This is a genomic window from Planctomycetota bacterium (genome assembly GCA_033763975.1).
GTDB lineage: Bacteria > Planctomycetota > Phycisphaerae > Phycisphaerales > UBA1924 > RI-211.
Genome location: JANRJM010000017.1, coordinates 119,510 through 133,968 on the forward strand (window position 1 = coordinate 119,510; position 14,459 = coordinate 133,968).

General features: G+C 70.7%; 13 protein-coding genes. 5 read left to right on the forward strand and 8 right to left on the reverse strand.

The window, feature by feature from the left end:
- Positions 1-9: 9 nt before the first annotated feature.
- The 3 genes from SFY69_11095 (at position 10) to SFY69_11105 (ending at position 3,641) form a co-directional block, all read left to right on the forward strand.
- Positions 10-825, forward strand: coding sequence for a 6-carboxytetrahydropterin synthase (locus SFY69_11095; GenBank protein ID MDX2132585.1), 816 nt, complete (start codon positions 10-12; stop codon positions 823-825).
- A 61-nt stretch (positions 826-886) separates the two neighbouring features.
- Positions 887-2,566 carry a GspE/PulE family protein gene (locus tag SFY69_11100; protein MDX2132586.1) on the forward strand — a complete coding sequence of 560 codons (1,680 nt, stop codon included), beginning with the start codon at positions 887-889 and terminating at the stop codon, positions 2,564-2,566.
- 61 nt (positions 2,567-2,627) lie between these two features.
- Positions 2,628-3,641, forward strand: coding sequence for a glycosyltransferase family 9 protein (locus SFY69_11105; GenBank protein MDX2132587.1), 1,014 nt, complete (start codon positions 2,628-2,630; stop codon positions 3,639-3,641).
- 108 nt (positions 3,642-3,749) lie between these two features.
- Here SFY69_11105 and SFY69_11110 read toward each other — a convergent pair whose 3' ends face one another.
- The 5 genes from SFY69_11110 to SFY69_11130 form a co-directional block, all read right to left on the reverse strand.
- Positions 3,750-4,451, reverse strand: coding sequence for a hypothetical protein (locus SFY69_11110; protein ID MDX2132588.1), 702 nt, complete (start codon positions 4,449-4,451; stop codon positions 3,750-3,752).
- 210 nt (positions 4,452-4,661) lie between these two features.
- Positions 4,662-5,819 (reverse strand): 3-phosphoserine/phosphohydroxythreonine transaminase, encoded by a 1,158-nt coding sequence (gene serC, locus SFY69_11115; GenBank protein MDX2132589.1) that lies wholly within the window; start codon positions 5,817-5,819, stop codon positions 4,662-4,664.
- Positions 5,820-5,887: 68 nt separating this feature from the next.
- A complete protein-coding gene (locus SFY69_11120; protein MDX2132590.1) occupies positions 5,888-6,982 on the reverse strand; it encodes an endonuclease/exonuclease/phosphatase family protein in 1,095 nt (364 codons plus the stop codon).
- Positions 6,983-7,094: 112 nt separating this feature from the next.
- Positions 7,095-8,081, reverse strand: coding sequence for an NAD(P)-dependent oxidoreductase (locus tag SFY69_11125; protein ID MDX2132591.1), 987 nt, complete (start codon positions 8,079-8,081; stop codon positions 7,095-7,097).
- Positions 8,082-8,203: 122 nt separating this feature from the next.
- Positions 8,204-9,268 carry a prepilin-type N-terminal cleavage/methylation domain-containing protein gene (locus SFY69_11130; GenBank protein ID MDX2132592.1) on the reverse strand — a complete coding sequence of 355 codons (1,065 nt, stop codon included), beginning with the start codon at positions 9,266-9,268 and terminating at the stop codon, positions 8,204-8,206.
- Between the two features lie 320 nt (positions 9,269-9,588).
- On the opposite strand from SFY69_11130, the gene SFY69_11135 reads away from it, so the two are divergent.
- Positions 9,589-10,569 (forward strand): peptidylprolyl isomerase, encoded by a 981-nt coding sequence (locus tag SFY69_11135; GenBank protein MDX2132593.1) that lies wholly within the window; start codon positions 9,589-9,591, stop codon positions 10,567-10,569.
- A 9-nt stretch (positions 10,570-10,578) separates the two neighbouring features.
- On the opposite strand, the gene SFY69_11140 is transcribed toward SFY69_11135, so the two are convergent.
- Positions 10,579-10,809: a hypothetical protein gene (locus SFY69_11140; GenBank protein MDX2132594.1), complete on the reverse strand. Its 231-nt coding sequence runs from the start codon at positions 10,807-10,809 to the stop codon at positions 10,579-10,581.
- Positions 10,810-10,841: 32 nt separating this feature from the next.
- Positions 10,842-12,434: a ribonuclease Y gene (gene rny / locus SFY69_11145; GenBank protein MDX2132595.1), complete on the reverse strand. Its 1,593-nt coding sequence runs from the start codon at positions 12,432-12,434 to the stop codon at positions 10,842-10,844.
- 411 nt (positions 12,435-12,845) lie between these two features.
- On the opposite strand from rny, the gene SFY69_11150 reads away from it, so the two are divergent.
- Positions 12,846-13,565, forward strand: coding sequence for a hypothetical protein (locus SFY69_11150; protein ID MDX2132596.1), 720 nt, complete (start codon positions 12,846-12,848; stop codon positions 13,563-13,565).
- 55 nt (positions 13,566-13,620) lie between these two features.
- On the opposite strand, the gene SFY69_11155 is transcribed toward SFY69_11150, so the two are convergent.
- Positions 13,621-14,439 (reverse strand): hypothetical protein, encoded by an 819-nt coding sequence (locus SFY69_11155; protein MDX2132597.1) that lies wholly within the window; start codon positions 14,437-14,439, stop codon positions 13,621-13,623.
- Positions 14,440-14,459 lie beyond the last annotated feature (20 nt).

A 14,459-nucleotide genomic window follows, 5' to 3' on the forward strand; every position in this document is an offset into this window, starting at 1 on the left:
CCCTCCCGCGTGGTCGAACTCGTCCGTCGTGTCCGGTTCTCGATCAGCCCCTCGCAGCCCGAGGACTCGCGCAACGGCTACGCCGGGCGCCCCGCCATGGACGGGGTCGGCGCGTTCTACGAGCTCGCCGTCGCGTGCGCGGGCGAGGTTGACCCCCGGCTGGGCTACCTCATCGATATCCAGCAGATCGACCGGGCCGTGCGGGCGACGGTCATCCCCCGCCTGGAAGAGGCCGCCCGCGCGCGTCCGTCGGACCCGCCCGAGCACGCGCTCGCCGGGGCGGTCCCCGCGTTGCACGCCGCCCTGCACGGGCACGTGTCGGGCGTGTGCTGGCGGTTGTCGCCGTACTACTCCGTGGAGGTCCGCATGGCTGCCCCTGATGTCGCGCTGCTGCGCCAGAGGTTCGACTTCGCCGCGTCGCACCGCCTGCACTGCCCGGAGCTGTCGCCCGAGGAGAACCGGCGTGTCTTCGGCAAGTGCAACAACCCCAACGGGCACGGGCACAACTACCAGGTGGAGCCGTGCGTCGAGGTGCCGGTCGGGCAGACGCCGGTGCTGCGCCTGCCGGAACTGGAGCGCCTCGTCGAGGACGTCATCATCCAGCGCTTCGATCACAAGAACCTGAACGAGGACGCCCCGGAGTTCCGCACGCCCGGCGGGGTCAACCCGTCGGTGGAGAACATCGCGAAGGTGTGCTTCGAGCTGCTGGACCGCGCGCTCCGCGACGCCGCCCCGCGCGTCACGCTCCGGTCCATGACGGTCTGGGAAACCGACCGCACGAGCGCCGTGTATCCCGCGCCCCACGCCGGGCCGACGGGGCGATAACTCGCCGCTGCCGCACGTCGCGCTTGGGCGAGCCGGCCCCGCGGCGTACGATGGACGACGCATGCCGATCGGCTCGATCCTTGTTTCCCGCGGCGTCCTCACCCACGACCAGCTCGACCGCGCCCTCGCCGAACAGGCCAGCACGGGCGAGCGGTTCGACCGCGTGCTGGTGCGCCTGGGCTTTGCCAGCGGGCGCGAGGTGCTGAGCGCGGTCGCCGAGCAGTTCCACATGCCCGTCATCGACCCCGGCACGCTCACCGTCGAGCCGGGCGTGCTCAACGCGATCCCGCCCAAGCTCGTCTTCAAGCACCGCTGCGTGCCCATCTCGCGCGAGGGGGGCGTGCTCACCGTCGCGACCCCCGACCCCTACGACGCCAGCATCGTCGACGAGCTCCGCCTCACCGCGAACTCGCCCATCGAGCTCGTCCTCGCCGACGAGGAGGAACTCTCCAAGTTCATCCGGGCCCACTACGGCGTCGGGGGCGACACGCTCGACGCGATGTCCTCGGGCCTGGACCGGGGCGCGGTCGAGCTCAAGCCCACCGACGAGGTCGAGCAGGCGCAGGAAGCCTCGGTCATCCGCCTGGTGAACGACCTGCTCACCGAGGCCGTCGTCGAGCGCGCCACCGACGTGCACATCGAGCCCTACGAGCGCGACCTGGTCGTGCGGTACCGCATCGACGGGGTGCTGCAGCGGGCCAACGTCCCGCCGACGATCTCGCGGTTCGCCGCCGCGATCTTGAGCCGCCTGAAGATCATGGCGAACCTCAACATCGCCGAGAAGCGCCGCCCGCAGGACGGGCGCATCTCGTTCCGCGCGCGTCCGCCGGGCCAGCCCCCGCAGGAGTTCGACCTGCGCGTGAGCGTCATCCCGATGCTGTTCGGGGAGGGCGTCGTGCTCCGCGTGCTCTCCAAGACCGCGGTGCTCATGTCGCTGAACGACCTGGGCATGCCCGACCGCGTGCTGTCGCAGTGGGACACGCTCATCGCGCGCCCGCACGGCATTCTGCTCGTCACGGGGCCCACCGGCTCGGGCAAGTCCACGACGCTGTACGCCTCGCTCAACCGCATCGTCTCCGACGAGGTCAAGATCATCACGGTCGAGGACCCGGTCGAGTACCACGTCCCGGGCGTCAACCAGATCCAGGTCAACCACAAGGTCGGGCTCGACTTCGCTGCGGGCCTGCGGTCCATCCTCCGCCACGACCCCGACGTCGTGCTCATCGGCGAGATCCGCGACAAGGAAACCGCCGAGACGGCCATCCAGGCCTCGCTCACCGGGCACCTGGTCTTCTCGACCCTGCACACCAACGACGCCGCCGGCGCCGCCACACGCCTGCTCGACATGGGCGTCGAGCCGTTCCTCGTCTCCTCGTCGCTCGAGGGCGTGATGGCCCAGCGTCTCGTGCGGCGGGTCTGCCGCGAGTGCGCCGCGTCCTACCGCCCTGATCCCGCCGACCTGCCCGAGAGCTTCGCGCTCGCCGATGGGGTCGAACTGCGTCGGGGCACGGGCTGTCGCAACTGCCGCAACACGGGCTACCGCGGGCGACTGGGCGTGTACGAACTGCTGCGCATGAGCGACGCGGTGCGCCACCTGATCACCGAGCGCAGCCCCGCGCCGCTCATCGTCGCCGAGGCCACCCGCCGGGACGAACTGTGCACGCTCCTCGCCGACGGCTACGACAAGGTCCGGGCGGGCGTCACCACGCTGGAGGAAGTCCTCTCGGCCGTCAGCGCGTAGAGCCCGCCCGAAAGGCCTGGCGCACGCTCGCCCCCGCCCGCGCGTGTGTACGCTCCGCCCCGTGCCGCCTCAGCGCATCCTCCTCATCCGCCCGTCCGCGCTCGGCGACGTCGCCCGCACCGTGCCCGTGCTGGTCTCGCTGCGCGACGCATTCCCGGGCGCGCACATCGACTGGCTGGTGCAGGACACCTTCGCGGACGTCGTTCGCGCCCACCCCGCGCTGTCGGGCGTCGTGCCTTTCCCTCGTCGCGAGTTCCGGCTCTCCCGCCCCGCGCGCGTCGTCGCGTTCCTTCGGTCGCTGCGCGCCCGTCGCTACGACGTCGTGATCGACGCGCAGGGGCTGGCCCGCAGCGGGCTCATGACACTGGCCACCGGCGCGCCCCATCGCGTCGGGCACGCCGACGCGCGCGAAGGCGCCCGGCTCGCGTACACGCGGCGCGTGCCCGGCGACATCGAGACGCACACGGTCGACCGGATGCTCACCCTCGCGCGGGCGGCCGGCGCCGTGCCCCGGCGCGATGCCCTCGCGATGCGCCTCTTCACCCCGCCCGAAGCGCGCGGCGCGCACCTCGCGCACGGGCCGCTGGCCTCGGGCCGCTACGCCGTGCTCGCCCCCACCTCGCGCTGGCCCGCCAAGCAGTGGGCGGACGATCGCTTCGCCGCGCTGGCGCGCGTGCTCGCGGACGCCGGCACACCCGTCGCGCTGGTGGGGGGCGGCTCCGAGCGCGCACAAGTCCCCGCGTGCCTCGCGCTCGCGCAGCGCCACCCGCGCGTGGTCGACCTGCTGGGACGCACGTCGATCGCGCAGCTCATGGGCATCATCGAGCACGCGTCGCTGGTCGTCGCGAACGACTCCGCCGCCCTGCACATGGCGGTGGGGTTTGATCGCCCGCTCGTGGCCCTGTTCGGCCCCACACGCGTGCATCGCGTCGGGCCCTACCGACGCGCGGGCGACGTCATCCAGCACGCCTCCGCGCGCGATCGCTTCTCGCATAAGGACGCGGCCTCGCGCGCGCTCATGGAACGGATCACGCTCGCCGAGGTCGTCCAGGCCTGCCGGCGCCGACTGGCCTGACGCCACCCGCGGCCTGGCTGCTCGTTGCTCGGGCACGTGCGGCATCGAACGAAAAACCCCGGGCGCGGCGCCCGGGGTTCGTGGTCAACTCGTGATCTTCGCCCGCGTTCAGCGGCGACGGCGGAAGGCGACCAGCGCCGCCACGCCCGTCAGCGCGATCGCGCCGGGGGTGGGGACGTTCGCCGAGCCGGCCGTGTCCTGCCCGTCGACCGGGTTGAACTGGCCGATGTTCCACGCGCCCGAGAAGTTCGGGAAGCGGTAGACGTGCCCGGGGTGGAAGGTGCCGTCGGGGCCGACCTGGGTGCTGCTGTAGACCCGGTCGCCCGCGCCGTTGACGAGCGCGATCGAGTCGACGATGCTGCCCCACGGGGTGGAGTCGAGCACGCCGTCGTCGTTCGTGTCGAGGTCGACGTTCACCGCGCCGGTGAAGTTCGCCAGCAGCAGGTGCGTGACGTTGTCGGTGTTCTCGAAGTTCAGCGGGTTGGGGCCGCCGAGCACGGCGTCAAGCGAGCCGTAATCGCCGGTGAAGGTCGACTCGCCAGCGGAGAAGTACCCGTCGGCGGCGATCGAGTACGTGGACAGGTCGGTGACCGACTCCACCACGCCGCTGCCGCCCGTGCCGTCGCCGATCACGACGTACCACAGCCCCGCGAGCGAGGTGCCCGGCGCACCCGCCAGTTCGAAGTACTCGTCGTTATCGGCCCCGGTCTGATCGACGCGGATCTCGTTGATGCTGATCGTCGCCGTGCCGGCGTGCGCCACCGCCGCGAACCCGCACGCCGCCAGCGCGGCCAGAACTTCCATACGCATTGTCTTGTCTCCTCGTGAACGGACTACACCGCACCCGGGTCTCTCGGCCGGGTGATGAGCATTCCCGCGCGGCACGCGCCACGGGGGGCTCGGTCGGTTTCTAGCGGATCTCTCTCGTCAACTCCGACGCCCAGAGTACGCCCGGGCCCGCGCAAGGGCAACGTCCGCACCGCCGCCGGCAGCGCTAAGACTCCGTGAACAGCCCCCGGCCTACCCGTTGCGCTTCGCGAAGTCCCGCATGAACTCCGCCAGCGCCCGGCACCCGTCCATCGGGAACGCGTTGTAGATGCTCGCCCGCATCCCGCCGGTGTTGCGGTGCCCCTTCAACTGGTCCATGCCGTTCTTCCCGGCCTCCTTCACGAACTGGTCATCCAGCGCCTCCGTCGGGCACCGGAACGTCAGGTTCATCAGGCTGCGGCAGTCGGGCCGCGCGTGCCCCTTGTAGAACGGCGTGGAATCCAGCACGTCGTAGATCACCTTCGCCTTGGCCACGTTGTTCCGGTGGATCGTCTCCAGCCCGCCCTGCGCCAAAATCCACTTGAACACGAGCCCGCTCAGATAGATCGCGAACACCGGCGGGGTGTTGTGGCGGCTCTGGTCCTTCGCCATCACGTCGTACCGCAGCATCGACGGCAGCGTCCGCACCGGCTTCAGCAGGTCCTCGCGGATGATCACCACCGTCGTGCCCGCCACGCCCACGTTCTTCTGCGCGCCCGCGTAGATGATCCCGAACTTCGTCACGTCGATCGGGCGGCTGTACATGTCGCTGCTCATGTCGCACACCAGCGGCACGCCCTCGGGCACCCGCGGCAAACGGATCGAACCGTCCGCGTTGCGCCACTGCGTCCCGTACAGCGTGTTGTTCGAGCACATGTGCACGTACACCGGGCGGTCCGCGTACGTAATCTCGCTGTCCGCGGGGCAGTGCGTGTGCTTTGTCGGCCGCCCGTCGAACGCCTCGTAGCAGCGGTTCGAATAGACCTTGCTCTCTTCCCACGTCCGCTCGGCCCAGTACCCGGTTGTCAGGAATGCCGCCACCCCGTTGTCGGGCAGGATGTTGGCCGGAACCTGGAAGTTCTGGCTCGTCGCCCCGCCCGTCAGGAACAGCACCTTGTAGTTCGCGGGAATCCCCGCGATCTTGCGGCAGTTCTCTTCCGCGTCGGCCAGCACCTTGTCGAACGTCTTGCCCCGATGGCTGTGCTCGAGGATCCCTACGCCCGTGGCGTCGATGTTCCAGATGTCCTGCTGCGCCTGGCGGAGCACCTCGTCGGCCAGGCACCCCGGCCCGGCCGAGAAGTTGAACACGCGGCCCGAGGCGGTCTGCTTGACGGCGGGTACACCCATCGACGGTGCGGGGGCGGTTGTCATGCGGAAAGTGTACCCCCGGCGCGCCCAATCCGTCGTCCCGGCGATGCGCCCGAGCACGCCCGGCCGCATCACGGAAACCCGACGCGCGCCAGCAACCCCCTGTGGTCGGACCCGGTCTTGCCGCCTTTTTCCGCGTGCCAGACCGCCAGCCCCCCACCGACGAACACGTGGTCGATCTTCACGCCGACCGCCGAGAAGAGCCCCGCGTCCACGGGCCACGTGTTTCCGGGGCCGAAGCCCCGCGCGTCCCACGCCTCACGCAGCCCGGCGCCTCGCAGCCATCCCGCGCCCTGCGACTCGGGCGTGCAGTTGAAGTCTCCCGCCAGGATCACGGGGCGCGGCTCGTTCGCCGCCCACGCCGCGAGCGCCCGGATCAGCCGGCGCTGCTCGCGCAGGTGCTCCACCGATACCGGGGGCAGCGTGTGCACGCCCTGCACAACGACCTCGCGCCCATCGACGCGCACCACGCAGCGGATCTGGGGCTCGGTGAGCGCGACGCCGAGGTCGGGGTAGGCCCGCGGGACGTCCGCGAACTGGCGCTTCGAGAGTACCGCCATGCCGAAGGCGTCGTCGCGCAGCGATTCGAAGACGTGCGGGTAGCGCTCGCGCAGCGCGGGCAGCACCGCGTGCAGGCGCGGGTGGTGCTCGATGATGACCACGATGTCCGCGTCGAGCCGCTCGATGTCGTCGCGCAGGCGCACGGGGTCCACATACCCGATCTGCGCGTTGACGCTGTAGACGCTCAAGGTCTCGCCCCCGGGCGGCGGGGGCGCCCCGCGCGGGCGCAGCGACCACAGCGTGGGGACCGCGCACCAGAGCGCGAGCGTCAGCGTGAGCGCCCCGGCGAAGCGGACGCGTCGGAGCATCATGAGCAGCGAGAGCAGGCCCAGCGCGATCGCCGTGTGCAGCGAGAACGTCCGTCCGGCGAACGCCAGCCAGTTCAGGGCGCCCACCACGCGGCCTTCGTCGCCCATGTCGGGCCAGAGCCACGCGAACAGCACCCAGCACGCCGCCAACCCGGCCACCAGCCAGGCCAGCACGCGGATCCCGCGCGGCGCACGCCGCCGGCCTCCGGGTTGGGCGGCGCGCGTGATGTCCGGCTCGTTGACGTGCTCGGCTTGTCGCTTCGCGTCTGACCCGCCAGCCTCGTCGTGCTCGATCATGCGTGAGGCGTACGAGGTGACGCGTCGCGGAGTTCGCAAAACGCCGACGCGTGCTTGACCTCGTCACCGATCGCCAGCGCGGTGAGCGGGGCGTGGCATCGCCCCGCCCGGCTCACTCGTTCACGCAGTTGAGGCAGCGCCCCGTGTCCTTGAAGGACCGCACGATGCGCACCGTCTCGACGGCGACGGCGTTCTGCGCCTGCTCCGTGCTCGCGCCGGAATGATGCGTGCCGACAAAGCCGGACAGGCGGGCGGTCGCCGGATCGAACGCGCCCTCGCTCTCGGCCGGTTGATTCTCGTACACGTCGAGCCCGACGCGCAGCCCCTTGGCCGCCACCGCCTCGCGGAGCGCCGCCTCGTCGACGATGCCGCCCCGGCTCGTGTTGATGAAGTACGCCCCGGGCTTCATCGCATCGAAGAACGCCTTGTTGAACAGGCGGCGCGTCGTATCGGCCAGCGGCAGGTGCACGCTGATCGCGTCGGCGCGCGACGCGAGCGCCAGCAGCGCGGGCGTGTCCGTCCCGCCGAACTCCGCGTTGAGCGCCCCCGCGTGCTGCGGCGTGATGCCGCGGCTCCAGATGACCACGCGCATGCCGAACGCCGTCGCGCGCTTCACGACCTCCTGCCCGATCGCGCCCACGCCCACCACGCCCAGCGTCAGGCCCATGAGCCCGCGGGCGCCGCCAGCGCCCGTCTTCGAGAACTCCTTCTTGTTCCAGCGCCCGGCGCGCAGCTCGGCCGTCTGGTCGGCGATCCGCCGGTCGCAGCACAGCAGCAGCCCCATCGTGAGCTCCGCGACCGCGACGGCGTTCATGCCCGGGCAGTTGCAGACCTTCACGCCCTGCGCGCTCGCCGCCCCGACGTCGATGTTGTCTACGCCCGCCCCCGCCCGCACGATCATCCGCAGCGACGACGCGCCGGAGATCACCGACGCGGGCACTTTGGTTGATCGCACGATCAGCACATCGGCGCGGCTTTCGGCGAGGGCCGCCCCGAGCTTGTCGGTGCCGATGCCGGGCTGATTGACGACGGTGCACCCGAGCGCGGCCAGCCCGTTGAGCCCGGCCTGTTCGAACTTGTCTGCGACGAGCACGATCACGCGTGGTCCTCCGAGGGAGCGCAGGATATCCGGATCGCACCCCACGCGCCTCGGGAAAGAAAAACCCCCGCCGTGGGGCGGGGGTTGGGTGAGCAACTCGTGCCGAACAGTCGAGGAGAGGATTACCAGCCGGTGGTGTTGACCTCAGAGCCCTCGAAGTCGACGCCGTTCAGGCCGGCGCGCGTCCAGCGGTAGAAGCCCGCGACGTTGTCCGGGCCGCCCGCGCCCTGGTAGCCGCCGTTGATCTTGGGGGCTTCCCACAGTTCGGGGTCGTAGCTGTAGAACGTGACGATGAGCATGTTGCGCGGAGAGACGGGGTCCCAGCCGTCGTTCGCATCGCCGGGGGTGCGCAGCGCGCCGGTGACGCGCAGCTTGACGGCGTTGTCGAAGAAGAGCAGCGGCACGCGGGCGTTGGCCGCCGCGTAGTACCACCAGCGCTTGCCGAAGTGGCGCGCGTTCGAGTCCATGATGTGGACCTTCTGCGAGGCGAACGCGACCTGGCTCAGGCGGCGCTTGCCGAGCACGTTGCTCGCGGTGGGCCCGAAGTACGTGCGGTGCGTGCTGCCCTGACGCACGGAGTTGCTCGCGCTGGTGCCGAGCGGGCGGTCCGGGGCGTACGAGTACGGCACGGTCTCGTAGCTGCTGCTGTAGGGCCAGCGCCAGGTGGCGCTCGCGCCGTCGGGCACGGGGCTCATCATGGCGTAGTTCACCGGGTCCGTCTGCCACTGCAGGCGGAACTTGTCCTCGGGGCACACCACCATGCGCTCCGGAAGGCGCTGGGCCAGGTAGTCCTGCAGCACCAGGTGGTTGTACAGCACGTGAGGAATCCAGGAGTCCGGGGGCGCCACGTCGTCCCGCCCGGCCCGGCGACGCACGATGTCCGTCGCCTGCGCCGCCGCGGCCGGCAGGTCGCCACCGCCCGCGTGCGCCTGCAGGTCCGGGTACGCCAGCCGGTCGGCCGACGCGGGCGTCACGGTGAACGACCACAGCTTGTCCTGGTAATCAGTCGAGTAGCTCTGCGTCGCCACTCCGAACTGCTGCATGTTCGCCAGGCAGATCGAGAGCTTGCCGGCGCGGCGAGCCTCCGCCAGCGACGGCAGCAGGATGCCGATCAGCAGGGCGATGATCGCGATCACCACCAGCAACTCGATCAGCGTGAATCCCCGACGATGGTCCAAACGCAACATCTGAGGGCCTCCGTTCGATCTCCCGCTCTTCGCGGCTTCTCGTCTGCCCGCGCCGAAGGCGAGCAGACACCCCGTACCCCGAGACTACCACGCGACGCAACGCCCGTCCAGCCGCTTTTCCAGGCCGGACATCCGATCAACGAACTGTTTCGAGCAACGCAACCAGAATCAGTCCATTAGCCGGGGGGCGCCGAGTGGGCCCGGATCCGACCGCTGCATCTACGCAAGGTACTTCGTCCGGATTCACCTGTCAAGCCCCATATTCTCTTTGTTTTTCGGCCGGTCTTCTTCGTCCCTCCACCCGAAGGAATCCTCTCCCCATGCGGCGTTCCCTAACCATCTTCGCCATCGGGGCGTACGTCTGCGCCTCGATTCTCCTTGGCGGGTGCGCCGCCCCAGACGCCTCGCCCGGTGCGCCGGCGCCACCCTCCTCATACCCCGCCGCCGGCAACGGGGCGCCCCTCGCGCTCGTCAACGGTGTTCCGGTTTACGCCACCGAACTGCACCCAACCCTGGCGGAGTACGCCGGCGCCGCGGCCCTCGCCGACCTCATCCTCGATCGCGCGCTCGCCGCCGAACTTCGCAGCCGCGGAGTTTCCATCTCACCCGACGATCTCGAACGCGAGCGTTCGCTTCTCGCCAGCGGCGTGGCCAGCGCGTCCGACGCCGACGGCTCGCAGATCGCCGAACTGCTCACGGGCCTGCGGCGCGCGCGCGGGCTGGGCCCCCAGAACTTCCCCGCATCGCTTCACCGTTCCGCCGCGCTACGTGCCTTGGCCGCCGGACGGCAGATATCGGACGCCGACCACGACGCCGCGTTCGCGCTGGAGTTCGGCCCGCGCGTGCGGGCGCGGGTCATCGTGGTTCCCGACCGACGCCGCGCCGTTGCGTTGGCGGACGAACTGCGCCGTGCGGTTGGCGCGGGGTTGATCTGGGAGTTCGCCTCGCGGGCCGCGGCAGAGTCCCGCGGCTCGACCGCCGGTGCCGGCGGGCTCCTGCCGGACGCCAGCCCGGCGGATCCGGCGTGGCCGCCCGGGCTCCGCACCGCCCTGGAGTCGCAGGTTCCGGGCGAGGTCGGGCCGGTGATCGCCGTGGACGGCGCTTACGCCATCTTGCTGGTCGAGTCGCGCACGCCTGCACGCACCCCGGGGGCCGACGAACTGGCGGCGTTCGAGGCGCGCCTGCGTGCCCGGATGGACCGGCTGGCCATGGAAGAACTCGCGTCGTCGCTGCTCGCGCGCGCGAACGTAACGGTCCTGGATCCGTCGCTGGGCTGGGCGTGGGGAGCCCGACGCCCGTAACCGCCCGCGTCAAACTTCGTACAGGACGCAGACGAGGATGTCGGACGGCGCGAACCGGCGGATGCCCCCGTCGGCCGCCAGCCCGGCCCGGGACTCCGAGGACGGCAGGACCGACTGCGGCGCGATGTTGCCGAAGACCTGGACCACCTTTGCGCCGCTGGTGCGGAGCCATTCGTTGATCTCGTTCTCCAGCGCGCGCATCGCGTCTTCGCTGCCCTCGAACAACTTGATCTGGTGCATGAGCGCCTCCTCACCCCACGGGGGCCGCGATTCTACCGCGCGTACTCGATAGCGCGGGTCTCGCGCAGCACGGTGACGCGGATCTCGCCCGGGAAGGTCATTTCCTCGCTGACCTTCTTCGCGATCTGGTGGGCGATCAGGAACGCCTCGTCGTCGTCGACCTTGGCGGCGTCGATCATGACGCGGACCTCGCGCCCCGCCTGGATGGCGTGCGCCTCGGTGACGCCCTTGAACGCGAGGGCGATGTCCTGCAACTGCGTCAGACGCTGCACGTACCGCTCGATGCTCTCGCGCCGGGCGCCGGGGCGGGCCGAGCTCACCGCGTCGGCGGCCATGACGATCGGCGTGTAGAAACTGGTGGCGGGGATGTCGGCGTGATGCCCGCCGATGACGTTGAGGATCGGCTCGCGCTCGCCGAACTGGCGCGCGAAGTCCATCCCGATCTTCGGGTGCCCGCCCTCCATCTCGTGGTCCATCGCCTTGCCGATGTCGTGCAGAAACCCCGCGCGCCGGGCGATGGTCCCGTCCAGCCCCAACTGATCGGCGATGACCTGGGCGACGTACGCGACCTCGACGGAGTGGCGCAGCACGTTCTGCCCGTAGCTCGTGCGGTAGTGGAGCTTGCCCATGGCCTCGACGACCTTGGGGTGCAGGCCCCGCAGGTTCACCTCGAGGGCAGCGTCTTTGCCAGCCTTGAGGACCTTCTCGTTCACCTCGCCGCGCACTTTCTCGACGACCTCTTCGATGCGGGTCGGGTGCATGCGTCCGTCGGCGACGAGTCGCTCGAGCGCCTCGACCGCGACGGCCTGGCGGATCTTGTCGAAGCACGACACCACGATGACGCCGGGCGTGTCGTCCACGATGATGTCCACGCCCGTCGCCTTCTCGATCGCGCGGATGTTCCGCCCTTCGCGCCCGATGATGCGCCCCTTCATGTCGTCGCTGGGGATCGCCACGCTGCGCACCGTGCTCTCGCTCGAGTGCTCGCCCGCGTAGCGCTGGATCGCCATGAGCGTGATCTCCTGCGCACGCTTCTTGGCGTCCTCCTCGGCCTCTTCGATCACCTTGCGCGTGATCTTCGCGACCTCGTGGCGCGATTCGTCTTCAACGCGGGCGATCAGCACCTCGCGGGCGCCCTCGCGCGTCATGCCCGAGACCCGGGTGAGCGCCTCCATCTGGGCGGCCAGCGTCTTCTCGACCTCCTGCTCCCGTTGTGTCAGACGCTCTTCCCGCCGGCGGATGGTCTCGCCCTCGCGCGCGAGGTGCTGCTCCTTGGCGAGCACGGCCTCCTCCTTGCGGTCGAAGGCGTCCTCGCGCTTCGCGAGCCGGCGTTCCGCGTCGCGGACCTCTTCCCACGTCGCCTCGATCTCGCTCTCGGCCTTCTGCTTGCGCTCGAGGACGGCCTTGTCGGCCTCCAGCCGTGCCCGCTCCGCCGCCGCCCGCCCCTCGGCCTCGATCCGCGCCGCGGCGGCCTTCGCCTCGTCCGACGCCTTCGCGATCGCCTTGGCGCCCAGCAGCCGGGCGAGGAAGAACCCCCCCGCCGCCCCCGCCAGCAGCGCCAGCACCGTGATGCCGAACACCGCCCCGTCCGAAACGCCCAGCACCAAGCCGCCGACCTGCACCATGCGAGTTCTCCGCCCGACGCGACGAACGCGGGAGGCGCTCTCATTCCGGCCGGGCGGGATTCATCACGCGCTCTTCACACCACACTCACACACACGCCCCGCGCAGACTCGCAGAAACGGGTGTCTGTGCCCGAACGCAACGCGGCGAGCGGCGTCGAAACGCCCGGCCCGGAGGCCGAGGGACCGCTGTGCCCGCCATTCGTGAGGCGTGCTTGTCAATCCTTCTCCACACGGGAGCGCCGATTGAACGCGACAGCATCATTCATCCGACATGAAGGGCGACGCGCCGTGTGGTGACTTGCTCGTGATTCATCCGACCCGCCGGGCGTGAGAGGGCTATACCCCCGTCCGACCAGCGAACACGATGGTAGCATGTTCTTCGTCTCGGTGGATCCCCGCAGGAACCCTCGCATGTCCCGAATGTTCTCCGTGCTTTCCCTGGCCGTCGCCGTCACCTCCGGCTGCGCCTCCCTTCCCCCCCACGGCCAGTTGGCCCTCGCCCCGCTGCCCCCCGGTGTCGACTGGTCGCGCCCCGTCGCGGTCGATGTCGACGCCGGCGCCGGCAGCGTGTTCATCGAGTTCGACGATGCGCTGAAGGAGCCGCAGGTCGTCGCCATGACCGACGGCCCGGAGGGGCGTCGCGTCGCGGCGTCGTGGGCCGCCACGAGCGTCGAGGCGGCCGAGCCGCACCCGATCTTCCGGGTGCTCGCGGTCGACGAGGGCGATGCCGCGGCGGACGTCGTGATCCGCGTGCCGCGATGCGCGGGGCTGCGCGTGCGCAACATCGCCGGGGGCGTGCGGGTGATCGGCGCGGCGGGCGCGATCGATGTGCAGAGCGGGTCCGACGTGACGCCGGGGGGGAACGTGTCGGTCTCGCTGGCCGAGCCGCTCGACGCGCCGCTGCTGGTCCGCTCCGCCTCCGGCCAGGTGCACCTCGACCTGCCGGCGGGTTCGCGCGGGGTGTTCGCGCTCACGAGCGGGATCGGCATGACCTCGTTCCTCGCGCCGGAAGAGGAACTGACCGGCGCGAGCGGCACGCACGGGGAGTGGCGGGGCGTGCTGAACGGCGGCGAGCACGAATGCCGCGTCATCGCGGACAATGCCCGGGTCGAGGTGCGGGTGCGTCGGTAGCACGACGGGGGTTGCACCCCTGCGCGACGGACTCCGAGACGGTCTGTGCGGCCGTCTAGGCGGCGGCACGCGTCGGCAGGGCGACGCGGATGTACCGCCCGATCTGATCGACGATGAACGCGCGGTGCGCGGGGTTGAAGTCGAAATCGAACGCGGCGCCTACGTAGAGGTTCTGCTCGCTGTCGAGGTGCGTGTGCACGACGCGGGCCGTCATCGCGATGGGGGCGGCGATCTCGGGCGTGAGGTCGATGCGCAGCCACAGCAGGCGGATGCTCGAGGCGTTGGACGCCTCGTTCTTGTTGACGACCAGCCCGACGCCCCCGCCGCCCATGTTCATCAGCGCGGCGCCGAACTTCGGGCCCACCTCGGGCAGGATGTCCTCGGTGAAGGCGAGCGGGCGGGGATCGTCGCCCTGCATCGAGATGATGCGCTCGCGGTTGGCGGCCTCGGCGGGCACAACGGTGATGGGATCAAGCAGGGGCCAGCACTCGACCGTCGGCAGACGCAGTTGGGCGGTAGGCACGCGGAGGAACTCGCGCCGCGCGCAGCGATCGACGTGGTCGGGCATCGCGATGCGCGCGAGCGCGCCGGTCTCGCCCATCACGGCGGAGCGGAACATCCAGCGGTTCTGCCCGACGGTCATGACGCACACGAGCGGCGTGCCCGAGGCGAGGGCGTAGGGCTTGCCCGCGGCGGCCGGAGCTTCCACCACGAGCGAATCCGGCTGCACGCGCACGAGACGCACCCGCCACATGAGGTCGGCGCCGCGGTCCTGCCCGTCGCGCGCGACCGTGATCTCCAGCCCGCCGCCCCGCTGGGCGATGGACTCCAGCAGTTCGCGCCATCGTTCGGTTCTGGATCGGTTGGCTGGCACCGGGCGTCTCCGTGAAGGGG

Excerpts from the sequence above, each read along its gene's own strand:
- SFY69_11120 (MDX2132590.1), bottom strand. The coding sequence starts at position 6,982 with ATGATCGAGCACGACGAGGCTGGCGGGTCAGACGCGAAGCGACAAGCC.
- SFY69_11110 (MDX2132588.1), bottom strand. The coding sequence starts at position 4,451 with ATGCGTATGGAAGTTCTGGCCGCGCTGGCGGCGTGCGGGTTCGCGGCG.
- rny (MDX2132595.1), bottom strand. The coding sequence starts at position 12,434 with ATGGTGCAGGTCGGCGGCTTGGTGCTGGGCGTTTCGGACGGGGCGGTG.
- SFY69_11100 (MDX2132586.1), top strand. The coding sequence starts at position 887 with ATGCCGATCGGCTCGATCCTTGTTTCCCGCGGCGTCCTCACCCACGAC.
- SFY69_11150 (MDX2132596.1), top strand. The coding sequence starts at position 12,846 with ATGTCCCGAATGTTCTCCGTGCTTTCCCTGGCCGTCGCCGTCACCTCC.
- serC (MDX2132589.1), bottom strand. The coding sequence starts at position 5,819 with ATGACAACCGCCCCCGCACCGTCGATGGGTGTACCCGCCGTCAAGCAG.
- SFY69_11135 (MDX2132593.1), top strand. The coding sequence starts at position 9,589 with ATGCGGCGTTCCCTAACCATCTTCGCCATCGGGGCGTACGTCTGCGCC.
- SFY69_11130 (MDX2132592.1), bottom strand. The coding sequence starts at position 9,268 with ATGTTGCGTTTGGACCATCGTCGGGGATTCACGCTGATCGAGTTGCTG.
- SFY69_11140 (MDX2132594.1), bottom strand. The coding sequence starts at position 10,809 with ATGCACCAGATCAAGTTGTTCGAGGGCAGCGAAGACGCGATGCGCGCG.